At 65.8% G+C, this 25490-nt stretch carries 25 protein-coding genes; 17 read left to right on the top strand and 8 right to left on the bottom strand.

The features are described 5' to 3' along the window. Positions 1-51: 51 nt before the first annotated feature. From AAE021_RS00225 to AAE021_RS00245, 5 genes are all read left to right on the top strand, one after another. Positions 52-666, top strand: a complete 615-nt coding sequence (locus AAE021_RS00225; RefSeq protein ID WP_342023704.1) for a metalloregulator ArsR/SmtB family transcription factor — start codon at positions 52-54, stop codon at positions 664-666. Between the two features lie 86 nt (positions 667-752). Continuing rightward, entirely contained in the window at positions 753-2093 is a 1341-nt protein-coding gene (gdhA, locus tag AAE021_RS00230) for an NADP-specific glutamate dehydrogenase (protein WP_342023705.1), read from the top strand. A 225-nt stretch (positions 2094-2318) separates the two neighbouring features. Then, positions 2319-3455, top strand: a complete 1137-nt coding sequence (locus AAE021_RS00235; RefSeq protein WP_342023706.1) for a 3-deoxy-7-phosphoheptulonate synthase — start codon at positions 2319-2321, stop codon at positions 3453-3455. Between the two features lie 155 nt (positions 3456-3610). Then, entirely contained in the window at positions 3611-3823 is a 213-nt protein-coding gene (locus tag AAE021_RS00240) for a helix-turn-helix domain-containing protein (RefSeq protein ID WP_342023707.1), read from the top strand. Between the two features lie 147 nt (positions 3824-3970). Further along, a complete protein-coding gene (locus tag AAE021_RS00245) occupies positions 3971-4069 on the top strand; it encodes a 30S ribosomal protein bS22 (RefSeq protein WP_003792170.1) in 99 nt (32 codons plus the stop codon). A gap of 125 nt (positions 4070-4194) precedes the next feature. Here the strand turns inward: AAE021_RS00245 and AAE021_RS00250 are convergent, their stop codons facing one another. Further along, the gene (locus AAE021_RS00250) at positions 4195-5007 is read right to left on the bottom strand and encodes an HAD-IB family hydrolase (protein WP_342023708.1); all 813 of its coding nucleotides are present in this window, start codon (positions 5005-5007) and stop codon (positions 4195-4197) included. 87 nt (positions 5008-5094) lie between these two features. On the opposite strand from AAE021_RS00250, the gene AAE021_RS00255 reads away from it, so the two are divergent. Next, entirely contained in the window at positions 5095-5349 is a 255-nt protein-coding gene (locus AAE021_RS00255; protein ID WP_342023709.1) for a glutaredoxin family protein, read from the top strand. Between the two features lie 125 nt (positions 5350-5474). After that, positions 5475-6182, top strand: a complete 708-nt coding sequence (locus tag AAE021_RS00260; protein WP_342023710.1) for a redox-sensing transcriptional repressor Rex — start codon at positions 5475-5477, stop codon at positions 6180-6182. On the opposite strand, the gene AAE021_RS00265 is transcribed toward AAE021_RS00260, so the two are convergent. From AAE021_RS00265 to AAE021_RS00275, 3 genes are all read right to left on the bottom strand, one after another. Then, positions 6179-6619 carry a hypothetical protein gene (locus AAE021_RS00265; protein ID WP_342023711.1) on the bottom strand — a complete coding sequence of 147 codons (441 nt, stop codon included), beginning with the start codon at positions 6617-6619 and terminating at the stop codon, positions 6179-6181. The genes AAE021_RS00260 and AAE021_RS00265 overlap by 4 nt on opposite strands. Positions 6620-7102: 483 nt before the next feature. After that, the gene (locus tag AAE021_RS00270; RefSeq protein WP_342023712.1) at positions 7103-7957 is read right to left on the bottom strand and encodes a hypothetical protein; all 855 of its coding nucleotides are present in this window, start codon (positions 7955-7957) and stop codon (positions 7103-7105) included. Between the two features lie 199 nt (positions 7958-8156). After that, the gene (locus tag AAE021_RS00275; RefSeq protein ID WP_342023713.1) at positions 8157-8699 is read right to left on the bottom strand and encodes a YceI family protein; all 543 of its coding nucleotides are present in this window, start codon (positions 8697-8699) and stop codon (positions 8157-8159) included. Positions 8700-8842: 143 nt separating this feature from the next. Between AAE021_RS00275 and AAE021_RS00280 the strand changes: the two genes are divergently transcribed. The 5 genes from AAE021_RS00280 to ccsB all read left to right on the top strand — a co-directional run bounded on the left by AAE021_RS00280 (position 8843) and on the right by ccsB (position 14013). After that, positions 8843-9505, top strand: coding sequence for a histidine phosphatase family protein (locus tag AAE021_RS00280; RefSeq protein ID WP_342023714.1), 663 nt, complete (start codon positions 8843-8845; stop codon positions 9503-9505). A 94-nt stretch (positions 9506-9599) separates the two neighbouring features. Continuing rightward, a complete protein-coding gene (locus AAE021_RS00285; RefSeq protein ID WP_425362493.1) occupies positions 9600-10199 on the top strand; it encodes a TlpA family protein disulfide reductase in 600 nt (199 codons plus the stop codon). A 101-nt stretch (positions 10200-10300) separates the two neighbouring features. Then, a complete protein-coding gene (locus AAE021_RS00290) occupies positions 10301-11017 on the top strand; it encodes a cytochrome c biogenesis CcdA family protein (RefSeq protein WP_342025466.1) in 717 nt (238 codons plus the stop codon). Between the two features lie 129 nt (positions 11018-11146). Continuing rightward, positions 11147-12910 carry a cytochrome c biogenesis protein ResB gene (gene resB / locus AAE021_RS00295; protein WP_425362494.1) on the top strand — a complete coding sequence of 588 codons (1764 nt, stop codon included), beginning with the start codon at positions 11147-11149 and terminating at the stop codon, positions 12908-12910. Positions 12911-12918: 8 nt separating this feature from the next. Further along, positions 12919-14013, top strand: a complete 1095-nt coding sequence (ccsB, locus tag AAE021_RS00300) for a c-type cytochrome biogenesis protein CcsB (RefSeq protein ID WP_342025468.1) — start codon at positions 12919-12921, stop codon at positions 14011-14013. A 355-nt stretch (positions 14014-14368) separates the two neighbouring features. Here the strand turns inward: ccsB and AAE021_RS00305 are convergent, their stop codons facing one another. Then, on the bottom strand, positions 14369-14746 hold the full coding sequence (locus AAE021_RS00305; RefSeq protein WP_342023716.1) for a PLD nuclease N-terminal domain-containing protein: 378 nt from the start codon (positions 14744-14746) through the stop codon (positions 14369-14371). Positions 14747-14867: 121 nt separating this feature from the next. Here AAE021_RS00305 and AAE021_RS00310 point away from each other — a divergent pair, with 121 nt between their 5' ends. Continuing rightward, positions 14868-15176, top strand: coding sequence for a DUF4229 domain-containing protein (locus tag AAE021_RS00310; RefSeq protein WP_342023717.1), 309 nt, complete (start codon positions 14868-14870; stop codon positions 15174-15176). Positions 15177-15200: 24 nt separating this feature from the next. Here AAE021_RS00310 and AAE021_RS00315 read toward each other — a convergent pair whose 3' ends face one another. The 3 genes from AAE021_RS00315 to AAE021_RS00325 form a co-directional block, all read right to left on the bottom strand. After that, positions 15201-16085 (bottom strand): 1,4-dihydroxy-2-naphthoate polyprenyltransferase, encoded by an 885-nt coding sequence (locus AAE021_RS00315; protein ID WP_342023718.1) that lies wholly within the window; start codon positions 16083-16085, stop codon positions 15201-15203. Positions 16086-16170: 85 nt separating this feature from the next. After that, a complete protein-coding gene (locus AAE021_RS00320; protein ID WP_342023719.1) occupies positions 16171-17313 on the bottom strand; it encodes an AMP-binding protein in 1143 nt (380 codons plus the stop codon). Between the two features lie 9 nt (positions 17314-17322). Then, positions 17323-18288: a 1,4-dihydroxy-2-naphthoyl-CoA synthase gene (locus AAE021_RS00325; RefSeq protein ID WP_342023720.1), complete on the bottom strand. Its 966-nt coding sequence runs from the start codon at positions 18286-18288 to the stop codon at positions 17323-17325. Positions 18289-18386: 98 nt separating this feature from the next. Here AAE021_RS00325 and AAE021_RS00330 point away from each other — a divergent pair, with 98 nt between their 5' ends. From AAE021_RS00330 to narI, 4 genes are read left to right on the top strand one after another with little or no spacing between them, the layout of a single operon-like run. Next, positions 18387-22106 (top strand): nitrate reductase subunit alpha, encoded by a 3720-nt coding sequence (locus AAE021_RS00330; protein WP_342023721.1) that lies wholly within the window; start codon positions 18387-18389, stop codon positions 22104-22106. Then, the gene (gene narH, locus AAE021_RS00335; protein WP_342023722.1) at positions 22106-23923 is read left to right on the top strand and encodes a nitrate reductase subunit beta; all 1818 of its coding nucleotides are present in this window, start codon (positions 22106-22108) and stop codon (positions 23921-23923) included. Before AAE021_RS00330 ends, narH begins: the two co-directional genes overlap by 1 nt. Beyond that, positions 23920-24618, top strand: coding sequence for a nitrate reductase molybdenum cofactor assembly chaperone (gene narJ / locus AAE021_RS00340; RefSeq protein WP_342023723.1), 699 nt, complete (start codon positions 23920-23922; stop codon positions 24616-24618). The genes narH and narJ overlap by 4 nt, the downstream gene beginning before the upstream one ends. Next, the gene (gene narI, locus AAE021_RS00345) at positions 24615-25448 is read left to right on the top strand and encodes a respiratory nitrate reductase subunit gamma (protein ID WP_425362426.1); all 834 of its coding nucleotides are present in this window, start codon (positions 24615-24617) and stop codon (positions 25446-25448) included. Before narJ ends, narI begins: the two co-directional genes overlap by 4 nt. Positions 25449-25490: the final 42 nt, after the last annotated feature.

Below are 25490 nucleotides of genomic sequence, written 5' to 3' on the forward strand. Positions count from 1 at the left end.
CGCCCGGCACGGGAACCAGCCTTTGTCCGCGAAACGGATAAAGTAAGTGTCATGGTCATCGATGATGTTTTTGCCGTCATTGCGGAGGGCACCCGCCGGGAGTTGCTGGGTGCGCTGCGCAGCGGGGATAAGTCCGTAGGCGCACTCGTGGAAGAGCTGGAAGTCAGCCAGCCCACCGTCTCGAAGCACCTGAAGGTCCTCCGCGAAGCCGGCCTGGTCAGCATGCGCGCCGAGGGACAAAAGCGGTACTACTCGCTGCAGTCGGCCCCGCTCGAGGAGATCGTGCTGTGGCTCAAGGCCTTTGATCTTCCGTCGCTGCAGGCGGCCAAGACTCCCGGCGTGCGCATTGCATCGCTCAGCCCTGCGGGCGCGGCGGGCGCAGCCGGCGCGGCACCGGGCTCCGCTGTTGGTAACTCTGCCGGGAACACGCCGGGGAGCGCCCGAACCGGGCGCCAGCTGTTCACCGGCCGTCCGTCGTCGGCGCCGGACCAGCTGTCAGCAGCGGCCGCAGCGTCAGCCGGGCTGGAGCCCGGAAGCATTGAAGCCCAGCCGGCGGGCGCGGATCAGGCCGCGGCACAGCATCTGGGCCGCACCGTCGGCCGGGCAGCTGAGCGGGCCGTCGATTTGCTGGGACAGCTTCCCAAGTTCCGGCGTCGGCGTTCCTAGGCTGACTTCCCCCGTCACACATCGCAGGCCCGGCGGCCGGGCGCTAGCGTAGTACGCGGGGAATACTCGAAGGAGCAATCACAACCATGGACCCAACACTCATCAGCGTGCGCGACGACGTTTTCCGCCGCAATCCGGGAGAAACCGAATTCCATCAGGCGGTGGTCGAAGTTTTCGACAGCCTGGAGCCGGTGCTCCGAAAGCACCCGGAGTTCGGCGAGGCCGCCATCCTGCAGCGCATCTGCGAGCCGGAACGCCAGATCATTTTCCGGGTGCCCTGGGTGGATGACCATGGGCAGGTGCAGATTAACCGCGGCTTCCGCGTCGAGTTCAACTCCGCCCTGGGGCCCTTCAAGGGTGGGTTGCGGTTCCATCCCTCGGTGTATCTGGGCATCGTCAAATTCCTGGGCTTTGAGCAGATCTTCAAGAACGCGCTGACCGGCATGCCCATCGGCGGCGGCAAGGGCGGCTCCGACTTCGATCCGCGCGGGAAGTCCGACGCCGAAGTCATGCGTTTCTGCCAGTCCTTCATGACCGAGCTTTACCGCCACATCGGCGAATACACCGATGTCCCCGCCGGTGACATCGGCGTGGGCGGCCGGGAGATCGGCTACCTGTTTGGCCAGTACAAGCGAATCACCAACCGTTATGAGTCCGGCGTGCTGACCGGCAAGGGCGTGAGCTGGGGCGGCTCGCTGGTCCGTCCGGAGGCCACCGGCTACGGCGTGGTGCTCTTCGTTGAAGAAATGCTCAAAACCCGGGGCCTCAGCCTGGACGGGCAGCGCGTCATCGTCTCCGGTTCAGGCAATGTGGCGATCAACGCGATCGCCAAGGCCCAGTCCCTCGGGGCCAACGTGGTGGCATGCTCTGACTCGCAGGGCTACGTGGTGGATGAAACAGGCATTGACGTGTCCCTGCTGCGCGAGGTCAAGGAAGTCGAGCGCGGACGCATGACCGATTACGCCAAGCGCCGCGGCAGCTCCGCCACGTACGTGCCCGGCGGTTCCATCTGGGACGCGGGAGCAACGGTGGCACTTCCGTGCGCCACGCAAAATGAGCTCGACGACGCCGACGCCGCCACCCTGATTAAGTCCGGGGTTGTGGCCGTTGCCGAAGGCGCCAACATGCCCTGCACACCCAAGGCCATTGAAGCCTTCCAGGAAGCCGGCGTCCTCTTCGGCCCCGGAAAGGCAGCCAACGCAGGCGGTGTTGCCACCTCCGCGCTGGAAATGCAGCAGAACGCCAGCCGGGATTCTTGGTCCTTTGAACACACCGAGCGCCGGCTGACGGAAATCATGGTCAACATCCATGACAACTGCGCCCGGACCGCCGAGGAATACGGTTCCCCCGGCAACTACGTGGTGGGCGCAAACATCAACGGCTTTGTCCGGGTGGCTGACGCCATGCTCGCCCAGGGCGTCATCTAACCGCGCCGGATTTGCCAGCGGAGGCGGACCGGGTCTACGGTCGGAGGCATGACAAAGCGTTGGTATGCGTATTTTCCGTTGGCTCTGGAGGAGCCCGCGCGGTAATACGCTGACGCCAACCTTCAGAGCCACCGGGGCAGGGGATCATTCCCTGCCCTTCGCCATATCCGGCGGGCTTTGATGAGTCTTCCCGCCGGTCCGCACCACAGCCGAACGGGAAAGACCATGACTGTTATCTCCGGAGAACTCACCGGGACGGGCGCTGGCCCCAGCGCTCCCAGCCCTGCACCGAACACCTCCAATCTTCGGGTCAGCGCTTTCCGCACCCTGCCCGCGCCGGTCCAGCTGGCGGAGGACATGCCGCTCACTCCCGCTCTGGCCCGGCACATCGAGCGGTCCCGTGCGGACATCCGGGCCGTCCTGAACGGCGTCGATGACCGGCTGCTGGTGATTATCGGCCCCTGTTCAATCCACGATTCCGAAGCCGGCCTGGAGTACGCACGAAAGCTGGCGGCTGCCGCCCGGGAGCACAATCAGGACCTCCTGATTGTGCTGCGCGCCTACTTCGAGAAGCCGCGCACCACCATTGGGTGGAAGGGCCTGATCAACGATCCCCGGCTGGACGGATCCCACGACATCGCCGAGGGCCTGCGCGCAGCCCGCCGGTTCCTCCTCGGCGCCGGTGAACTGGGCCTGCCGGTCGGCACTGAATTCCTGGAACCCATCAGCCCGCAGTACCTGGCGGACCTGGTGAGCTGGGGCGCCATTGGCGCGCGGACCACCGAGAGCCAGATCCACCGCCAGCTGGTCTCCGGACTGTCCATGCCGGTGGGTTTCAAGAACGGAACCGACGGGTCACTGGACATCGCTTTGGACGCATGCCAGGCAGCGCTGGCGCCGCAGACTTTCCTGGGGATCGACGGCGGCGGCCGGGCCTCCATGGTCAGCACCGCCGGTAACCCGGACACGCACGTCATCCTGCGCGGCGGAACAGCGGGGCCAAACTTCTCCGCGCCGGACGTCACCGCCGCAACCGATGCGCTCAGCGGCAGGAACCTCAACCCCCGCCTGGTCGTGGACGCCAGCCACGCGAACAGCGGCAAAAGCCACGTGCGCCAGGCTGAGGTGGCACTGGAACTGGCGGACATGCTGGGGAAGGGCGGAGCGGCGTCGTCGGCCGTGGCCGGAGTGATGCTGGAGAGCTTCCTCGTTGCCGGTGCCCAAAAACTGGATGAAGCCAATCCCGGGTCCCTGGTCTACGGGCAGAGCATCACCGATGCGTGCATGGGCTGGGAAACCAGTGGCCAGGTCCTGGCGGCACTGGCCGAAGCTGCCCGCAGGCGGCGCGAAGATGGCCAGTGAACTTCCGCTACCGTGACCTCGGATACTAGAGTGGAAGACCGGACAGTTATTCCACATGACGGTCCCCAAGAGCAGTCCCCAGTGGCAGTCCCAGCGTCCTCCGGCCAAGCTGCACTGCAGCCGGATGTTGCGCATCAGCAAAGGACTCAAGGCAAATGGCAGACGAGGGAAATTTCTCGGACGTGAGGTTTCTGACCGTGTCAGAAGTTGCGGATGTCATGCGCGTGTCCAAGATGACCGTGTACCGGTTGGTCCACTCGGGCGAGCTGCCCGCTGTCCGTTTCGGCCGTTCTTACCGGGTACCGGAATCGGCGGTCCAGCAGGTACTGAAAAACGCCGTCATTAACGGGCGCTCAGACACTGCGTAGTGCTGTCACTGGATACCGCGGCGAGGCGGTACCCTGTTAAAGAACGTTTTACATCGTGGCAACTATCTGCCGGTGTCAATGCGCGGGTGCCAACGGTGCCGAAGCGTTGGAGCCGGCGTCTGACTATTTCAAGTTTGTGAGGACTCTGTGGGTTCAGTTATCAAGAAGCGCCGCAAGCGTATGGCAAAGAAGAAGCATCGTAAGCTGCTTCGCAAGACCCGCCACCAGCGTCGCAACAAGAAGTAACCAGGATTTTTCCTGGGCAAACCCGCCGTCCCTTCGGGGACCGGCGGGTTTGTCGTTTAAAGCGGGTTGTCCTGCGGGCCGCAGGGGCCGGTACTGCCGGGGCTGAGTGGTGCCAGGGATCCCGATTAACGGGACCGGACCCAGGAGAAGCCCCGCCACAGCCCATAGGCCCCGCCGGCAATGGTGGCACCCTTCAACCCCAGGGTTGCCGCGCGCCGTCCGGACCGGAAATCGTAGATGGGCCAGTTGCGGTCCCTGGCATGGCGGCGCAGCCGGGAATCCGGGTTGATCGCCACCGGATGTCCCACCAGGCTGAGCAGGGGCACATCGTTGTAGGAGTCGCTGTAGGCCCAGCAGCGGTCCAGATCCAGGCCCTCTTTCTTCGCCAGGACCTTCACGCCCTCGGCCTTCGCCGGTCCGTGCAGGAATTCCCCCACCAGGCGCCCGGTGTACAGTCCGTCATCGATTTCGCTGACCGTCCCCAAAGCGCCCGTCAGGTGCAGCCGGTCCGCGATGACTGACGCCACCTCCACGGGGGTGCCGGTCACCAGCCAGACCGGCCGGCCGGACTTCATGTGCTGTTCGGTGAGGGCACGGGTGCCGGGCCAGATCTTGGATTCGATCATCTCGTCGTAGACTTCTTCGCCCAGGACCCGGATATCCGCCGCCGCCAGGCCGGTGGCCAGCGTCAGCGCGGCGTCGCGCACTGAATGAACATCCTTGAGGTTCTCGCCCTGCAGCATAAAGCGCACCTGTTTGCGGGCAAAGCCGAAAGCTTCCCGAAGCGTGAAGACCCGCCGCTGGTACATTTTGCGCCCCACATGGAAAAGGCTTGCTCCCCGCATCAGGGTATTGTCGACGTCGAAGAACGCAGCCTCGCCGGGTTTGACCACCGCTGGCAGAGGCTCGGAGGCTCGTACTGCGGTGGTTCTGGGCATACCCCTGAGTCTACGCAAAAAGTCGGCCGGAGCACTGGTGCCCGGACAAGGCACGGCATAACTGGACCCGGCGGCTATTTTAGATGTATGACCTCATCAGATGCGCACCCCGACCTGCTCCTGCTGACCCGCCCGGGCTGCCACCTGTGTGAAGCGGCCCGGACGGTCCTCGAACGGATCCGCGCCGACCTCGGCGTGGGTTGGCGTGAACAGTCCATCGAGGGGGACGCGGACCTTACCTCCCGCTTTGGAGAAGAAATACCAGTGCTTCTGATCGACGGGATCCAACGCGATTTCTGGCAGCTGGACGAGGCCCGGATCCGGCGGCTTCTGGGAGCCTAGCTTCCCGGGGCTTTGTCCGGCCCCGCTGCGGGCTTAGAGTGGGAAAACCGGGCAGCCCGGAGGGACCGGCGGCAAGCCGGCAGGAACCGCAGCCGCCCGGGCGGCACAACAACCGATAGGGACATGTGAGCACCTCCGAGGAATCCGACCGGCTGGCCGGTGCGGCCGTCCGGCACATCCCTCCTGCATCCCTGGCCCGCCTGACCATCTATCTGCGGGCCCTGAGCAGCATGCTGGGCGAGGGAATTGACCGGGTGTCCTCGGACGAACTGGCGGAAGCGGCGGGAGTTAATTCCCCCAAGCTCCGCAAGGACCTGTCCTATTTGGGTTCCTACGGCACCCGGGGCGTTGGGTACGACGTTTCCTATCTCAGCGAACAGATCGCCGCAGCCCTGGGCCTGACCCGCAACTGGCGGGTGGCGATTGTCGGCGCCGGAAACCTCGGCCGCGCCTTGGCCGGTTACCCCGGATTCGGATCCCGCGGTTTCGAAGTGGTGGCGCTGTTCGACGCCGACCAGTTGGTGATTGGCCAGGAAGTCGGCTGGCTGCGGGTCAGCTCCATTGAAGCCATGGAGAGCGTACTGGAGCGGACGGGAGCAAACATGGCTGTCCTGTCCGTTCCCGCAGAGGTGGCGCAGGACCTCTGCGACCGTCTCGTGGCGTCGGGCATCACCAGTATCCTGAGCTTCGCACCCGTGGTGCTGCAGGTCCCGGACGATGTCCAGGTGCGGAAGGTGGATATGGCCACCGAGCTGCAGATCCTTGCCTACCACGCGCAGCGGGCCCAGGTCTCGAACATTGCGTCCAAGGCCCGGGCCCGGCTCGCAACCTAGGGTGGGGGCGGAGTAACGAACCCTGAGGGCTCGCTCAAGTACTGGCTGCGCCGGGGCCGAAAGTACCTCCTGCAGTCACTGCGGTACAGCATTCCCAGGCCGGCGGCGGCCACCAGCAAAGCAGCCACCTGCACTCCTGAGCCGGCGGCAACCGCTTCGGTGAGTGCCGCTGCTGCGAGGACGGAACCACCAATGCGGGCCCAGTTCCTGCCTTCACGGATCAGGACCGCGAGCAAAAGATAGATTCCGAAAACCACCAGGGCTGCGGCCAGGGTCACCACCTGCATCGCGGCGGCATATTCTCCGGCATCAACCCCAAGCATCTCGAGCTCAGCGATGTTTGGCGGCAGCTCCGTTACCGGGCTGCGGCTTGTCGCGATTCCACCGCTGAGGCTGATGATCCCGCCAACCACGATCAGCGCGAAAGCCAAGCTCACCGCCCGCGGCCTGGGGCCCTTCCACTCGCTGAAGGGAATGCGCGCCGGCAGCGCCGGTGGTGGAGCAGCCGCCGGCGGTTTGGGGATCACCAGTTCACCGGCCGGTAATGCTGTTGCTGTGGGGGGTCCGGCTGTTGGCGGGGCCGGTCGGTCCGCCCTTCGGTGTGCGGCCGGAACCCGGGCCCCGAGAACACCCCGGGCTTTTCTGCCGAGGTCAAGGACACGGGGTTTTTGGGGATTGGGGGAAGCGGGAAGTGAACTCATGGTCGGCTGCCGCCTTCGTGAAAAGGGATACGCTCCCCGCCGGACTCTGCTGCCGTCCAGAGGGGTCATCAAACGCTACAGCGCAGGAACGGCGGTGTGACCAGCTGCAGTGGTTTGAGGGGCTTCGCGGGAACAAAAAGGGCCGGTCCGGACTCCGGACCGACCCTTTGCCCGCTTCAAGCGGGAAGGTTCAGCGCTGTGCCTCTGACCCCGCGGCTGTCAGTAGTAGGGGCCGAAACGTGGCCGCGGCTGGAAGTACGGCTTCGCCTGGGGGCGGTACAGCATCACAATGCCGGCGATCCCGGCGAGCGAGCCGAGCAATCCGATCAGCTCCATGGGAGAGGAGAACGCAAGGCCGCTCAGCAGGGAGAGCAGTGCCGATACGGCGGACAGCGCCGCAAAAACGGTTCCCAGAATCCTCGCCCAGTTCTTGCCCCTGCGGACCAGGAACGCAATGAGGACGTAGACCAGCAGGACGATCAGCGACAGGACGACCCCGGTGGTCACGAAGACGCTTCTGAACGTTTCCTCGTTCATGCCGGCGTCTTCGACCATCTGCCGGTCACTGTCCGAAAGCATGGTGAAGCTGACGGAGTCCGCGAGGGAGAGGTATGTGCTGGTCAGGTAGATCAGCGTCAGGAGCCCCGCGGCGAGGATCAGCCAGAATCCCGTCATCACATCACGGGGAGGAACGGGCTTGCCTCCGGGCATCTGTCCAGCCCCGGGAGTGGCATAACCGGACGGCTGCGCCGACTGGTAGCCGTACGGGCTCTGCGGCTGCTGGCCGTACTGCTGCTGCCCGTACGGAGGCTGTCCATAGGAGGGCTGCTGGCCGGGAGCCTGTGCCGAGCCCTGCTGGCCATACGGAGTGTAGGGCTGCCCCTGCTGGGACTGGCCATACTGGGGCTGACCATACTGCGGCTGGCCGGATTGGTCCTGGCCAACCGGATTCTGGCCGTACGGGGGAGTCTTCGGCAGGCGCTGGCCGTACCTGGGTTCGTCGTCGGCCGCAGCGCCGGGGTCCCTGGGCTTGTTCGGGTCGCGGGGGTCCGGGGAATTCGGGGGTGTGCTCATTGTGCGCCTACTTGCTCGTTGGTGCAGATGCTGCCCTGGCAGACGCCGGGTCTTTTCGGTGCAGCGGTTGGATTTCCCCCAGCCTATCGCGGCTGCACCCTCCGCCGCAGGCCTTCCCCCAGATGCAGAAGGACACCCCGGCGCGCTGCCGGGGTGTCCTTGTGTAGCTGTCGGTGAGGGCGGGTGCCCGGGCCTTGGGCTAGGCTGCCGCCACGAACTCGGCGTCCACGCTGATGGTCACCTTGTCGCCCACGAGCACGCCGCCGGTTTCCAGGGCTGCGTTCCAGGTCAGGCCGAAGTCCTTGCGGCTGATGACGGTGGAGCCGGAGAATCCGGCGCGGGTGGCGCCGAAGGGGTCCACGGCCACGCCGTTGAACTCGGTGTCCAGGACCACCGGAAGAGTGGTTCCCTTGATGGTGAGGTCGCCGGACACCTTGTAGGTCTCGCCCGAACCCTCAACGCCGGTGACGGAGAACGTCAGCTCGGGGAACTGCTCGACATCAAAGAAGTCCGCTCCCTTGACGTGGCCGTCGCGGTTGGCATCGTTCGAGTTGAACGACGCGGACTTGATCACGGCGTTGATGGTGGAATCGCTGATGGACGGGCCGACCTCCATGACCGCGGCGACGTCGTCGAAGTTGCCGCGCACCTTGCTGATTCCGGCGTGACGAACGGTGAATCCCACCTCACTGTGCGAGCCGTCGAGGGTCCAGGTGCCGGTGGAAAGTCCGTTGGGGATCATGCTGTTCTCCTGTTGCTGGTTGGTGTCGGGGTCAAACCCCGATGCATGTCGATGCATTTGCATCTACTCTGACACAGATTCGTTCAAGCTTCAAGTATTTCGGAGATTTAGTTCCGGACGCTTCCTCTGCGAAACTTATAGACATGTCCCGTGCCTCGATCCACCTCGTCCGCCATGGAGAAGTCTTCAATCCGGACGGTGTCCTCTACGGGCGCCTCCCGGAGTTCCATTTGTCCGAACTGGGACAGGAAATGGCCCGCCGCGTCGCCGGCCACTTTGAAGACCGCAAGAATGACGGCGCGAAGCTGGTGCACCTGGTCGCGTCGCCGCTGACCCGGGCGCAGGAGACCGCTGCGCCGATCGCCGCCGCCCTGGGTTTGGAGATCGCCACCGACGAACGCATCCTGGAGGCGACCAACCGGTTCGAGGGCCTCTCCGGGGTTACCAGCAGGCTGCGCAACCCGCGGTACTGGCCGCTGATGTACAACCCGCTGAAGCCTTCCTGGGGAGAGCCCTACACGGCGCAGGTGGAGCGTGTCATGGCCGCGGTGCAGGATGCCCGGAGGCAGGCTCTTGAGCTTGGCGGAGACAAGGCCGAAGCCGTTTTGGTCAGCCATCAGCTGCCCATCTGGGTGACGCGCCTGGCCGCCGAGGGCCGCAAGCTGTGGCATGACCCCCGTAACCGCCAGTGCACCCTGACTTCCGTCACCACGCTGGATTTTGATGGTGACACGCTGATCGGTGTCCGCTACGCGGAGCCCTCCGCGGACCTGCTGCCCGGGGCTGCGAATATTCCGGGAGCATAATAGTATTACTACGCGTTGTAGAAGTGGCAGCCCCCGCCGCGATGAAAGCTGGAAATAGTTGAAGAATCCTCAGAGCACTCCCCAGCCGGATGCCATGCGCCGCCGCTCCTTCCTGAAATTCGGCGCCGGCCTGGCCCTTGGCGTGCCCCTGGTCGCCGCAGCGGCGGGATGTGCCGTGGAGGATCCACTGGCTGCACAGGCCAAAGCGGGGGACAACAAGAACTACATTGCCGGTGACGGATCCGTTACTGAATACGCCGCCGGCCAGCGCGGCGAACCGGTCGAATTCAGCGGCACGCTCTTTGACGGCACAACCGTTCCCTCCTCGGACTTCGCCGGGGACGTGGTGGTCCTGAACTTCTGGTACGCGGCCTGCGCACCCTGCCGCAAGGAAGCTCCGGACCTGGTGGAGCTGCACGGAATGTTCGAGCCTGACGGCGCGCGTTTCTATGGCGTGAACATCCGCGATGAACGCAGCACCGCCGAGGCCTTTGAACGCTCCTTCGGTATCGATTACCCCAGCTTCCAGGACAAGGACGGCGGAATCCTGCTGGCCATGACGCAGTTTGTGCCGCCGTCGGCCGTTCCCACCACACTGGTCCTGGACCGGGAGGGACGTGTGGCCGCCCGCATCCTCGGCCTGGCAGACAAGAGCACCCTGAAGGCCCTGATCTCCGACACGCTGGCAGCCTAGCCGGCATGTTTGATTCCGCCGTAACCGCAGCAACCGCCGTCGTTCCCGCAGCAGCGCTGCCGGCAGCGAATGTGTTCGCCGAAACCATCCTGAACGGGTCCATGCTGCTGGCCATCCCCGTTGCAGCCCTGGCCGGGCTCGTGTCCTTCCTGTCCCCGTGCGTCCTGCCGCTGGTTCCTGGCTATCTGGGCTACGTCACCGGGCTCACCGGCGTGGACCTTCAGAAGCAGCGCCGCGGCCGGATGTTCGCCGGCATCGGACTGTTCGTCCTGGGGTTCTCGGCGGTCTTTGTCATTATCGGTGCTGGCGTCGGGCAGCTGGGCAGCTGGCTGCGCGGCGCCGACCAGGCCTGGATTACGCAGGCCCTGGGCGCCGCGATTATTGTTCTGGGCATCGTTTTCATGGGCGGCCTGAGCTGGTTCCAGCGCGACCGGAAAATTGCCGCACGACCGCCGGCCGGGTTGTGGGGTGCCCCGCTGCTGGGTATCACCTTCGGGCTGGGCTGGGCGCCATGCCTTGGGCCGACCCTGTCAGCAGTGCAGCTGCTGTCCTTCTCCGGTGACGACGCCAGCGCCGCCAAGGGTGCGTTCCTGACCTTCATTTACTGCCTCGGCCTGGGGCTTCCCTTCCTGCTGATCGCGCTGGGGTTCCGGCGCGGCATGGGCGCACTGGGCGTTTTCCGCCGGCACCGGCTCGCCCTGCAGCGTTTCGGCGGCGGCATGCTGATTGTCCTGGGCGTCCTGATGCTCACAGGAGTCTGGAACATCTGGATCAACCATCTCCAAGGTTGGTTGGATAGTGTGACCCTGCCGATCTGATGAGCTTTTCCCCCGAGCCAGCCACGGCTCCTGTCCAGCACGAACCCTCAAAAGAACTATGAGAACCAGTTGAACCGTGAACCGGATGTTTTGACCGAAGCCGAGAAAAACGGCGGCAGCACCTCCGCCGTGCCCGGAAAGGGCGGCAAGGGCGGTAAAGGCGGCAAAACCGGCGGCCGCAACGGTGATGTCCAGCTGCCCTCGCTTGGCCCGCTGGGCTTGCTGCGCTGGGCCTGGACCCAGCTGACCAGCATGCGCACGGCACTGTTGCTGCTCCTGCTGCTGGCCGTGGCGGCCGTGCCGGGTTCGCTGTTTCCGCAGCGGCCGGCCAACCCCGCCGTCGTCACCCAGTACCTGGAGGACAACCCGGACTCCGGCCCCTGGCTTGACCGCTTCCAGCTCTTTGACGTGTATTCCTCCGTCTGGTTCTCGGCCATTTACCTGCTGCTGTTCATCTCCCTGATCGGCTGCGTCATTCCGCGGGCCAAGGCCCACTACCGGGCCATGCGGTCCAAGCCTCCGCGCACCCCCAAGCGGCTGTCCCGGCTGCCGGAATACGGCACGCTGGCCGTTCCGGCGTCGTCGGGCCTCACCGCCGCCTCCGCCGTCGAACAGGCAGCGCAGATGCTGCGGAAGCGCGGCTACCGGGTGGATGTCCGCGATCTCGACGGCGACCGTCCCTCCGTGGGCGCCGAACGCGGCTTCGCCAAAGAGGTGGGAAACCTGGTGTTCCACACGGCCCTGATCGGGGTCCTGGTCTCCATCGCCGTTGGCGGGCTCTTTGGTTACAGCGGCCAGAAGATCGTGGTGGAGGGGGAGTCCTTCGTCAACACCCTGGTCGGTTACGACTCCTTCACCCCCGGCACCAGCTTCACCGAGGAGCAGCTGGCCCCCTACTCGCTGACGCTGGACAAGTTCGATGTCCAGTTCGACCGCGAATCGCAGACCCACTACGGCCAGCCGCTGGACTTCGCCGCCACCATGACGGTGAAGGAAAGCCCGGACGCCGAGGAGCACACGGAAACCCTGAAGGTCAACGCGCCCCTGACCATCGGCGGCAGCCGTGTCTACCTGGTGGGCAACGGTTATGCCCCGGTGGTCACGGTGCGCGACGGCGAGGGCAACATTGCGCTGCAGGGCCCGGTTGTTTCCGTCCCCAGCGACGGCATGTACACCTCCTTGATGGTGATCAAGGCTCCGGATGCCAAGCCGGACCAGCTCGGCTTTGTGGGCTTCTTCCTGCCAACGGCCATGCTCGATGACCAGGATGTGTCCTACTCCGGTGACCCGGACCCGTTCAACCCGCAGTTGAACCTAAACGCCTACTACGGGGATCTGGGGTTGGATGAGGGCGTGCCGAGCAATGTCTACGTGCTCGACACCGAAAACCTGACCGAAATCAACAGCCGGAACCTGGATGAGGGCGGCATTGTGCTGGGGGCTGACCAGACGTACGAGCTGCCCGAGGGCAAGGGTTCCATCTCCTTTGACGGCATCAAGCGGTACGCCGCACTGGACATCCACTATGACCCGGCCAAGATCTGGGTCCTCGGCTTCGCCACCCTGTCGCTGGCCGGTCTGGCCGCCTCCCTGTTCCTGGCACGCCGCCGCATTTGGATCCGCACCGGCACCCACGAGGACGGGCGCATCATGGTCGAGTACGGGCTGCTGGCCCGCGGCGAAGACCAGCGGTTGTCCAGCGAAGCGGCAGCGGTCCGAAGCCTGCTGGAGAAGCAGTGGTTGGCGGGCAGCAGCACAGTGGAGGACAATGGCGCGGAGGACACATCCGCTCCGGGTTCCGGAGAACACAGCACAAACCGGCACACAAAGCCCGGAGCATCAGCGGTGGACAGCAAGGCCGCTCAGGAGAAGGAAACAGGTAAGGACTCGTAATGCCAGACATGCCCTCCATTGACTACACACTCGCTGAGTACAGTGAGCTGTTCATGCTGTTGGCGGCGTTCGCCTATACGGTGGCGTTCCTGGCCTTCACCTGGGACCTCGCGCAGAGCAGCAGGACCATCAAGGCGGTGGAGAGCAGGCTGACGCAGCAGGGCTCCGCAGCCCCGGCGAAGTCTGAAGCGTTCTCCGGCGCTTCCGCTCGCACGGCCGGCTCCGGACGCCCCGGGGGAGCAGGCTCCGACAGCTACCTGGCCGACGGAAACGTCCGCGGCTGGGATGCCGACGGCGAGCCGGTGGCACAGACCGCCGACGCCTCCATGGGATACGTGGGGGCGCGCCGGAACACGGCCCGCGTTGCCGTCGCACTGACCGTCCTTGGTGCGCTGATCCACACCGCCGCCGTCGTTTCCCGCGGCATGGCCGCCCACCGTGTGCCCTGGGGCAACATGTACGAGTTCTGCACCACCGGCGCCCTGGTGGTGGCCGTGGTGTTCCTGCTGGTCCTGCTCAAGCGCGACCTGCGGTTCCTGGGCACCCTGGTGCTGGGTCTGGTCCTGGTCATGATGATGGTTGCCACGATCGGATTCCCGACGCCGGTGGCACACCTGATTCCCGCGCTGCAGAGCTACTGGCTCATCATCCACGTCTCCGTGGCTGTCATTGCGTCGGCACTGTTTACCCTCACCTTCGCCATGTCGGTGCTGCAGCTCCTCCAGGCCGACCGCGAGACCAAGATCCGCGCCGGCGGAACGTCCAAGCTGGGCTTCCTGCGCATCGTGCCGTCCGCGCAGAGCCTGGAGAACTTCTCCTACCGGATCAACGCCGTCGCCTTCGTGCTGTGGACCTTCACGCTCATGGCGGGCTCCGTCTGGGCCGAGCAGGCCTGGGGCCGGTACTGGGGCTGGGACACCAAGGAAGTGTGGACCTTCGTGATCTGGGTGGTCTACGCCGGCTACCTGCACGCCCGTGCCACCCGCGGCTGGACCGGTACCCGCGCCGCCTGGCTGTCCATCGTGGGTTACCTGTGCGTGATCTTCAACTTCACCATCGTGAACGTGTACTTCGCCGGTCTGCATAGCTACTCCGGCGTCTAGCCGGTCCTGTCACCGGCGGACAGCGTCCGCAGCCTCAAAACCCGCCTTCCGGTTCTCCGGGAGGCGGGTTTTTGCTCTGCACGCCCGCTGGGCCGGAGGCGCTCCCGCACAGGTTCCCACTCTTTGGGGCTGGTGTGACTGGTGTGGCACCTTCCGTCACGGGAGTGCTCACAGGGTGGGAACCAGTGGGCCGGGGGTGGCCGGGTGGAGGGGCGGCCGGGAGCGGAAACCGCCGACAGCAGTCTGCCACCGGGGAGGGCCGGGGGGAGGGGGGAGCGCCGCCACAACGAAGGAACCCGCCCCCGGATGCCGGGAGCGGGTTCCTTATGGAAGTGAGGTGCTGGAGGGCGCGATGCTACGCGCTGGGCTTCTCGTCGTCGTTCTTGTGCCCGGACTGCTTCTCCCGCTCGCGCAGCTCGGCCTCGCGGCGCTTGAGCTCGGCTTCCTTCTGCTGCTGGCGGCGCCGGATCTCGAGATTGCGCAGGAAATCGGGGTCGTCGTCCGGTGCGGTGGGATGCCGGGGTTGGCGGTTTTTCGGTTCCGGTCCGCTCTTGGGGCGGCCGAAGAGGAACCACAGCAGGGCACCGAGCACGGGCAGCAGCACAATCGTGAAGAGCCACGCGGTCTTGGAGATGCTGCGCACCTCCTGCGCCCGCGACATGACGCAGTCGATGATGGCATAAATAATGACAGCGGCGACAATGATGACACCGAAAAGCACGAGGCGAGGCATGACTCAATTGTAGTGGAGCAGGACACAGCTGTGTCTTCCCGGTTCGGGCCGGGCGGGTCGGTTCTCCGTCAGGCACCGGACCGACCACGCCGAAAGTCCTGTTAGCAACTAGAATGGGCCTGTGGCTTTCTGGAAATTTACCGCTCTCCGCCTTGGTTTGGTGGCCCTCTTCTTCGCTGGATGCTATTGGCTGGGCCTTGGCCTGGTGTTCTCGGCGATTATCGGCGCCGTGCTCGCATGGTGCGTGACCTACCTGTTTTTCCGCGAGATGCGCGACGCCGCGGCCCGCAGCGTGCAGCAGCGCTTCCACGGCGGCGCGGCGCCCACCCGCAACCGCGGGGAACTGGAGGACGCCGGAGCCGAGGATAACCTGCTCGACGCCCATCCGGACGTGCAGATCGACAATGACCGCAAGCCCCGCCGGAAGTAAGCGTTAGGCGAGGCCGAACAAGCCTTAGGCGAGCAACCGGGTCAGCACCAGCCCGAGGCTGTACAGCATGGCGAAGCCCATGTTGATGAGTCCCGTCTGCTGCAGGACCGGGATCAGACTCCGGCGCTTTTTCCCCTTCAGCATGAGCCAGCTCGGCATCAGGCACACCGGGATGAGCAGCAGCACCAGCAGGACCCACGGGTAGTCCGCGGCGATGAACAGCGGCAGCAGGATGGCCAGCGCCAGCATCATGACGTAGCTGATCCGGGCCGCTTCGTCCCCGAGCCGCACGGCCAGGGTGCGTTTGCCGGCTTCGCGGTCCGTGGGGATGTCGCGCACGTTGTTGGCCATCAGCAGGGCCATGGCAATCAGCCCGGTCCCCACGGCGCCAAGCACCGCCGGAAGGCTGATCTGGCCGGCCTGCGTGTAGGTGGTGCCCAGGGTGGCCACGAGGCCGAAGAACACAAACACGAACACGTCGCCCAGACCCATGTAGCCGTAGGGGTTGCGGCCGCCGGTGTATCCCCACGCAGCGGCGACGCAGCCGATGCCCACCAGGATCAGGAACCAGGTGGAGGACAGGATGATCAAGGCCAGTCCGGCAATCATCGCCACGCCGAAGCAGGCGAAAGCGGCGTATTTGACCTGCTTCGGGGCGGCCGCGCCGGATCCGGTCAGCCGCAGCGGCCCCACCCGGTTGTCGTCGGTGCCCCGGATGCCGTCGGAGTAGTCATTGGCGTAGTTCACGCCCACCTGCAGCAGCACGGCCACCAGAGCCGCCAGCAGGGCGTTCACAGGCTTGAAGGAACCCAGGTCATACGCCGCCGCCGTACCGATAATGACCGGCGCCACCGCCATGGGCAGCGTGCGGGGGCGGGCTCCTTCTAACCACTGCGCGGCTGTAGCCACAATCAACGTCCTTTTGTTATGAGAGATGTATAACGTTCTATTCTTCCGCAGCCGTGGAGCGCGGAAGGCCTGATCCGCGGACGGGTCAGGGGTGCGTGTGACCCGCCGCGGCCAGCAGCTGGCGCAGGCCCATCCGGTCCGTCTTGCCGTTGGGCAGCAGGGGCAGCGCCTCCAGCAGGAGCACCACCTTGGGCACGGCGGGCTTGCCCAGCGACGAGCGGACGGCCGCCTTGACCTTTTCCGGGTCCACGGAGCCAACGACGGCGGCGCCCACCAAGTGGCCCCACTCGGGGCTGTCCAGGCCCAGGACAATGGCCTCGGAGACCTCGGGCAGCTGCTCGATGGCGGCCGAAACCGCGGCGGCGGAGACCTTGATGCCGCCGGTGACGATCACGTCATCCAGCCGGCCGGACACCGTCACCAGCCCGTTCTCCACGGTGCCGGCGTCATCGGTGCGGTACCAGCGTTTTCCCGAATTGAAGCGGAACCGCTGAGCGGTCAGTTCCGGCTGGCCCATGTAGCCCTCGGCCAGGACATCGCCGGCAATCCACAGCGAACCGGATTCCACCTCCACGTCCACACCTGGCAGCGGAACGCCGTCGTACACGCAGCCGCCGCAGGTTTCGCTCATCCCGTAGGTGGTGACAACGTTCAGGCCCTGGGCCGCCGCCTCGGCCAGCAGCCCGGCTCCGGCCGGCGCTCCGCCAAGGAGGATGGCGTTGAAGCGGCGCAGCACGCGCAGGGTCTCGGGCTCCGGATTGGTCAGCAGCCGGTGCAGCTGGGTGGGCACCAGGGACGTGAAGCGGTTCCGGTCAGTCATGTCCGCAGCCGCTGAGGTGAAGCGGGCTGCGCTGAAGGACCCGGAGGTGTCCATGAAGACCGGATGCGTGCCGGCGTACAGGGAACGGATGAGCACCTGGACGCCAGCAATGTAGTGCGCCGGCAGCGCCATCAGCCACTGGCCGTCCGCGTGCAGCGCCATGGCGGTGGCCATGGACGATGCAGCGAGGGCATCGGTGGTGAGCATGGTCTGTTTGGGCGCGCCCGTGGACCCCGAAGTACTGATGACCAGGGCTATGTCATCGTTGGGCAGCTCGCCGGAGAAGGTCTGGTCCGGATCCGCATGCGGGGCGACGGCGGGGCCTTCGCCGGCGAGGGCGGCCGCCAGCGGGGCCAACAGTTTTTCGGCATTAAATCCGGCGGGAGTGTGGACAGTCAGCAGTTCCATGGCGGCGGCCTAGAAGTAGTAGGGGAAGGAGGACCAGTCGGGATCCCGTTTTTCGAGGAAGGCTTCCTTGCCCTCCACCGCTTCGTCGGTCATGTACGCCAGCCGGGTGGCCTCACCGGCAAACACCTGCTGCCCGGCCAGGCCGTCGTCGGCGAGGTTGAAGGCGAACTTCAGCATGCGGATGGCCTGCGGGGACTGGCGGGCGATATCGGCAGCATACTCCAGGGCCACCTTTTCCAGGTTTTCGTGGTCCACGGCCTCGTTGACGGCACCCATGGCCACCATGTCCTCGGCGGAATATTCACGGGCGAGGAAGAAAATTTCGCGGGCCTTCTTCTGCCCGATCTGCCGGGCCAGAAGGGCCGATCCGTAGCCGGCGTCAAAGCTTCCCACCGTGGCGTCGGTCTGCTTGAACTTTCCGTGCTGACGGGAGGCGATGGTCAGGTCCGAGACCACATGCAGGCTGTGCCCGCCGCCGGCCGCCCAGCCGTTGACGACGGCGATGACCACCTTGGGCATGGTCCGCATCAGACGCTGTACCTCCAGGATGTGCAGCCGTCCGGCGCGTGCCGGGTCGATGGTTTCCTTCGTTTCACCCTCTGTGTTGTGTACTACGTACCTGTAGCCGTCACGGCCGCGGATCCGCTGGTCGCCGCCGGAGCAGAACGAATGGCCGCCGTCCCGGGGAGAGGGGCCGTTGCCTGTGAGCAGGACAGTGGCCACGTCCGGGGTCATCCGGGCGTGGTCCATGGCCCGGTACAGCTCATCAACGGTGCCGGGACGGAACGCATTGCGGACTTCCGGACGGTTGAACGCGATGCGCACCGTCGGCAGGTCACGCACGATACCGCCGTCGGCCGTGCGCTCCACTTGGCGGTGGTAGGTCATGTCCTGCAGGTCCTCAAATCCTGAGACAAGACGCCACTGCTGCGGGTCGAAAATATCGGACACCTGTTGGGGAAGTTCTGTGCTCACGGTTCCGAGTTTATCGCTCCACCCCAAACCGGCCGTGCGAGGGCTGTTTTGGTCCCGGACCCTGTCACCGGATGGAGGTGCTGCAATACGTTGGCAGCATGGCTGGCTCTGCACCGGGGATCGATGGCCCCGCATCCGAAACAATGCTCAAGCTCGGCAGGTTCTTCACCCGCTGGGACGAAACCGCCGACGGCCGCGCGGTGTTCCGCGAGGGCGGGCGGAAAGGAGACTCCTTCTACCGGAACCGGTGGAGCCACGACAAAGTCGTCAGATCAACGCACGGGGTGAACTGCACCGGCTCATGCTCCTGGAAGGTCTACGTCAAGGACGGGATCATTACCTGGGAGGCGCAGGAAACCGACTATCCGACGGTTGGCCCGGACCGGCCGGAATATGAGCCGCGCGGCTGCCCGCGCGGCGCCGCCTTCTCCTGGTACACGTATTCACCCACCCGGGTCCGCTATCCGTACATCCGCGGCGTGCTGCTGGACATGTATCGGGCCGCGAAGCGGGAAACGGGTGACCCGGTGCTGGCCTGGGAACAGATCATCAACGATCCCGAGCGCCGCCGAAGCTACCAGCGGGCCCGCGGCAAGGGCGGCCTGGTGCGTTCCAGCTGGGCTGAGGCACTGGAAATGACGGCAGCCGCCCACGTCTCCACGGTCAAGAACTACGGGCCGGACCGCTGCACCGGATTCTCGCCCATCCCGGCCATGTCCATGGTCTCGCACGCCGCCGGAGCGCGGTTCATCAACCTGATCGGCGGGGTGATGAACAGCTTCTACGACTGGTACGCGGACCTGCCCGTGGCCAGCCCTCAGGTTTTCGGCGACCAGACCGATGTGCCGGAATCGGGTGACTGGTGGGACGCAACCTACCTGATGATGTGGGGCTCGAACATTCCGGTGACCCGCACCCCCGACGCGCACTGGATGGTGGAGGGGCGGTACCGCGGGACCAAGGTGGTTTCGGTCAGCCCGGACTATGCGGACAACACGAAGTTCGCCGATGAATGGCTGCCCGCGCAGGCCGGCTCCGACGCTGCCCTGGCCATGGCCATGGGGCACGTGATCCTGAAGGAGAACTTCGTGGAGCGGCGGGTGCCGTTCTTTGAGGAGTACGTCCGCCAGTTCACCGACCTGCCGTTCCTGGTCACTCTGGAGACGCGCACCGACGGCAGCGTGGTGCCGGGCAAGTTCCTCACCGCCGCGGACCTGGGCCGCAGCGAGGCCAAGGCCTCGGATGCCGCCTTCAAGACGGTGCTTTTGGACCGCGACGCCGGCACCCCGGTGGTGCCCAACGGCTCGGTGGGTTTCCGGTACAACGACGAGGACGCCGGCAAATGGAACCTTGACCTGCAGGGCGTGGTCCCGGCCCTGTCCATCGCCGACGCATCCTCCTGGGAACGCGAAACATCCCGGGTGGAGCTGCCGGCGTTCACCGACCCCTCCGGCGTCGGCTCCGTGATGCACCGCGGCGTGCCGGTGACCACCGTGGCGGGCCGGACCGTCACCACAGTCTTTGACCTGATGCTCGCCCAGTACGGGGTGGGCCGGGAGGGCCTGCCGGGGGAGTGGGCAGCCGGCTACGACGACGCCGACACCCCCTACACGCCGGCCTGGCAGGAGGAGATCACAAACGTCCGCCCGGACGCGGTGCTCCGCACGGCCCGGGAGTTCGCCGCGAACTCGGAGAAGTCCAAGGGACGGTCAATGATCATCCTCGGCGCCGGCATCTGCCAGTGGTACCACGGGGATGTCACCTACCGGGCCATCCTGGCCATGCTGATGCTGACCGGCTGCGAGGGCCGCAACGGCGGCGGCTGGGCGCACTATGTGGGCCAGGAAAAGTGCCGCCCCATCACCGGGTGGGCCGCCATGGCCTCCGCCGGAGACTGGAACCGGCCGCCGCGGTTCATGATTGGCACCGCTTTTTGGTACATGCACACCGATCAGTTCCGCTCCGACGGTTATTCCTCGGACTCGATGCAGTCACCGCTGGCCCAGGGGCACCTGCGCGGCATGCACACCGCCGACGTCATCGCGAAGTCCACCCGGATGGGCTGGATGCCGTTTTATCCGCAGTTCGACAAGAAGAACTCGCTGGACGTGGCGGACGAAGCCACGGCGGGAGTGGCCAAAGGCGAAGCGGCGGATGAGGCCACCTGGGTGGCGCGGCGGCTCAAGGACGGGCGGCTGCGGTTTGCCGTGGAGGACGTGGACGCCCCGGAGAACTGGCCGCGGACCCTGGTGCTGTGGCGGTCCAACCTGCTGGGGTCCTCCGCCAAGGGCGAGGAGTATTTCCAGAAGCACCTGCTGGGCACGCTGAACAACGTCATGGGTGAGGACCACAGCGAATCCCGGCCCGCCGACGTCGTTTGGCACGAGAACGCGCCGCAGGGAAAGCTCGATCTGCTGGTCTCCGCGGACTTCCGGATGACCAGCTCCACCCTGCTGTCCGACGTCGTGTTCCCGGCCGCCACCTGGTACGAAAAGTACGACCTGTCCTCCACCGACATGCACCCGTACGTGCATGCCTTCACTCCGGCCATTTCCCCGCCGTGGGAGGCCAAGACGGATTACGACCTGTTCCGGCTCCTGTCCAAGGAGTTCTCCCGACAGGCCGCCACGCACCTGGGTGTGCGGAAGGATCTGGTGGCCACGGCGCTGACCCACGACACTCCGGGCGAGATAGCCCAGCCCGGCGGACACGCTCCGGACTGGAAGGGGACGGACATTCCCGCGGTGCCCGGCAAGAACCTGCCGGACCTGAAAATCGTGGAGCGGGACTACACGGCCATCGGCGAGAAATTCGTTGCCATCGGTCCGCTCGCGGACAAACTCGGGCTCACCACCAAGTACGTGAAGTACGACGTGGCCAAACCGCTGGCCCAACTGGCCCGCAAACACGGAGTCTTTGACCGGGGCGCCGCCGCCGGCCGGCCCGCGGTGGACACCGATGCCAGGATGGCCGAGGCCATCCTGATGCTCTCCGGCACCACCAACGGCGAGCTGGCCGTGCAGGGTTTCAAGACCCTGGAGAAACGCACCGGCACGCGGCTGGCGGACCTGGCCGAGGGGGCTGAAGACAAACAGATCACCTTCCGGGACACGCAGGACCGGCCGACGCCGGTGATCACCTCCCCGGAATGGTCCGGCTCCGAGACCGGGGGCCGGCGGTACGCGCCGTTCACCATCAACATTGAGCGGCTCAAACCCTTCCACACCCTCACCGGCCGGATGCACTTCTTCCTGGACCATGACTGGATGCAGGACATGGGGGAGGCGCTGCCGATCTACCGGCCGCCGCTGGATATGCACCGCCTGTTCGGCGAACCGGCGCTTGGCACCCGCGGTGAACTGTCCGTGGCGGTGCGCTACCTGACGCCGCACAATAAGTGGTCCATCCACTCGGAGTACCAGGACAACCTTCTGATGCTCTCGCTGTCCCGCGGCGGCACGGCGGTGTGGATGAGCACCCAGGACGCCGCGCTGATCGAGGTGGCCGACAACGACTGGGTGGAGTGCGTGTCCACCAACGGGGTGCTGGTGGGCCGGGCGATCGTGAGCAGCAGGATGCCAGCCGGCGTCCTCTACGTGCACCACGCGCAGGAACGGATCATCGACACCCCCAAGTCCGAGGCAACCGGCCGGCGCGGCGGCATCCACAACTCGGTGACGCGGATCCTGGTCAAACCGACCCACATGATCGGCGGCTACGCGCAGCTGTCCTGGGCCTTCAATTACCTCGGCCCCACCGGCAACCAGCGCGACATCGTCACGGTTGTGCGCAAACGCTCCCAGGAGGTGCGGTACTGATGCGAATCATGGCACAAACGGCAATGGTCATGGCACTGGACAAGTGCATTGGCTGCCACACCTGTTCGGTGACCTGCAAACAGGCCTGGACCAACCGGGCGGGAACCGAATACGTCTGGTTCAACAACGTGGAAACCCGGCCGGGGCAGGGCTATCCGCGCCGGTACGAGGACCAGGAAAAGTGGAAGGGCGGCTGGGAACTGAACAGCCGCGGCAAGCTGAAGCTGAAGGCCGGCGGCAGGCTGGCCAAGCTCTTCGGCATTTTTGCATCTCCCGTGCAGCCGGAGCTGAGCGACTACTACGAGCCCTGGACCTATGACTACGAAAACCTGATCAACGCTCCGGCCGGCAATGACTTCCCGGTGGCGAAACCCAAGTCCCTGATCACCGGCGAGGACATGAAAATCACCTGGTCCGCCAACTGGGATGACAGCCTGGGCGGATCGGGGCGCACGGAGCTGCAGGATCCGGTGCTGGAAAAGATGCGACGGGAGGCCGAAGAACAGGTAAAGCTGGAGTTCGACTCCACCTTCATGTTCTACCTGCCGCGCATCTGCGAGCACTGCCTGAATCCCTCCTGCATGGCCTCCTGCCCCTCAGGGGCCATCTACAAGCGGGAGGAGGACGGCATTGTCCTGGTGGACCAGGACCGCTGCCGCGGCTGGCGCCAGTGCGTCACGGGCTGCCCGTACAAGAAGATGTACTTCAACCACCGCTCCGGCAAGGCGGAGAAGTGCACCTTCTGCTATCCGCGGATCGAAGTGGGGCTGCCCACCGTCTGCGCCGAAACCTGCGTGGGCCGGCTGCGCTACATCGGCATCTTCCTGTACGACGCCGACAGGGTCACCGCTGCGGCGTCCGTTCCCAACGAGCAGGACCTGTACGAGGCGCAGCTGGACCTGATGATGGACCCCAATGACCCGGAAGTCATCGCCGCCGCCCGTGCCGAAGGAATTCCGGAGGACTGGCTGGACGCTGCCCGGCGCTCGCCGGTCTACGCCATGGCCAAAGTGTTCCGGGTGGCGCTGCCGCTGCACCCGGAATACCGGACCATGCCCATGGTCTGGTACGTGCCGCCGCTATCCCCGATCGTGGACGTTCTGCAGCAGCAGGGGCACGACGGCGAGAGCGCGGACAACCTCTTCGGCGCCATCGAGGCGCTGCGTATTCCGGTGGAGTACTTGGCTGAGCTGTTCACCGCGGGGGACACCGACCTGGTGACCGGCGTGCTGCGCAAGCTCGCCGCGATGCGCGCCTACATGCGGAATATCACCCTGGGCGATGCACCGGACGAGAAGATCGCCGCCGACGTCGGCATGACGGGTGAGCAGATCGTGGCGATGTACCGGTTGATGGCAGTGGCGAAGTACGAGGAACGCTACGTCATCCCCAGCGCCCATCTGGAAGACGCCCACAACCTGGAGGAAATCGGTTGTTCCCTGGACGTCGACGGTGGTCCCGGAATGGGGCAAACCGGTGTCTTCGGGGAAGCCTCCGGCCGGCCCACCCCGGTGGCAGTGGAGAACTTCGCCGCCCTGCAGGCCCGGCAGCGCGGCGAAGACCCCACCGGCAACGGTGACCTGGGCGGACGGGTGAACCTGCTCAACTGGGACGGACGCGGCGCACCCAAGGGACTCTTCCCGGCCAATGACAACCGCGGGGCACCGGACCACGGCGGAGGCAGCGGCGGATCGACCGGGGACGGCGGATCAACCGGGGACGGCAAGGGAGCGGTGTACGACCAGGCCGAGGGGGACGGGCCGCAGTCCGGCACCGGTCCAGGCCCAGGCCCGGGCCGCGAAGGGGGAACACCATGAGCCTGCTGGAGAAGCTGCTGGGCAAGGCGGGCAAGGGCACCTTCGACCCGGAACCGTACCGGGACGCGCACCCGCGGCGCAGCGCCGTCGTGCGGCAGGCAGCCGGGCTGCTGCTGGAATATCCGGACGAGGAGCTGGTGCATCTGGTTCCGGCGCTCCGGGACGCGCTCGTGGAAGCCGGGGCTGACACGGCACCCGTGGAGGAGCTCTTCGCCGCGCTGACGGACCGCCCGCTGACCGAGGTGCAGGCGGAGTACGTGCAGGAATTCGACCTCTCCAAACGGCACAGCCTGCATCTGACCTATTGGACCGACGGCGACACACGGCGCCGGGGCGAGGCGCTCGCGGCCTTCAAGGAAATCTACCGGGCCCACGGGGCGCTGCCGGAAGGCACCGAACTGCCCGACTACCTGCCGCTGGTGCTGGAGTTTGCGGCGAAGGTTGCGCCGGCGGACGGATACGAACTGCTGCAGCGCTACCGGCCGTCGCTGGAGCTGCTGCGGCTGGCGCTGCGCGATGACGGCCTGCCGCACGCCGGGGTGCTGGGCCTGGTCTGTTCCACGCTGCCCGGCGTTTCCCCGGAGGACAAGCAAACCGTGATGCAAACCGCAGGCTACGGTCCGCCCACCGAAACCGTGGGGCTGGAACCGTACAGTTCACGGCTGCTGCCGGTGCATGAAAGGAACGCGCCATGAGCCCGCTGAGTGTTCCCCTGCCAGTCCCCCTCGACGTTCCCCCGCCGGCCAACGTGCCCGTGGGACTGGGCGACGTGATGCTGTGGGGCGTGCTTCCCTACGTGGTGCTGGCCGTGCTGATCCTGGGTTCCATTTGGCGGTACCGGTATGACCAGTTCGGCTGGACCACCCGTTCATCGCAGCTGTACGAATCCCGGCTGCTGCGCATTGCGTCGCCGCTGTTCCACTTCGGCATCCTGGCCGTGATTGTGGGGCACTTCATGGGGCTGGTGATCCCCAAAACATGGATGGATGACATCGGGATCAACGAGGACCGCTACCACTTCTTTGCCCTGTCGGTGGGCTCCATTGCCGGGCTCGCCACCCTGATCGGAATCGTGCTGCTCATTTACCGCCGGCGCACCACCGGGCCGGTGTTCATGGCCACCACCCGCAACGACAAAACCATGTACCTCTTCCTGCTCGCCGCCATCCTGACGGGTCTGGCCACGACAGTCTTCTCGGTTTTTGACCACGGGATTGTGAACTACCGGGACACCGTGGGGCCCTGGTTCCGCTCGATCTTCATCTTCCAGCCCGACATCGAGGCGATGACCGCCGCGTCCCTGTCGTTCAAGATCCACACGCTCTGGGGACTGGCACTGTTCGCACTGTGGCCCTTCACCCGGCTGGTGCATGCCTTCACAGCTCCGCTGCAGTACTTGTTCCGCCCCTACATTGTTTACCGCTCCCGGGGAAAGCGTCCCGTAACGGGAGCAGCCACGCCGCGCGGCAGCTGGGCGCCGGTGGGCACCCCCGACCGGGACCGCAAAGGCACTCCCCGCCCCTGACTGACCGGACAAGCACCTGACCCAGCCTGCGAGTAAGGACCG

Origin of the sequence: Arthrobacter citreus, assembly GCF_038405225.1 — a bacterium.
Taxonomy (GTDB): domain Bacteria; phylum Actinomycetota; class Actinomycetes; order Actinomycetales; family Micrococcaceae; genus Arthrobacter_B; species Arthrobacter_B citreus_A.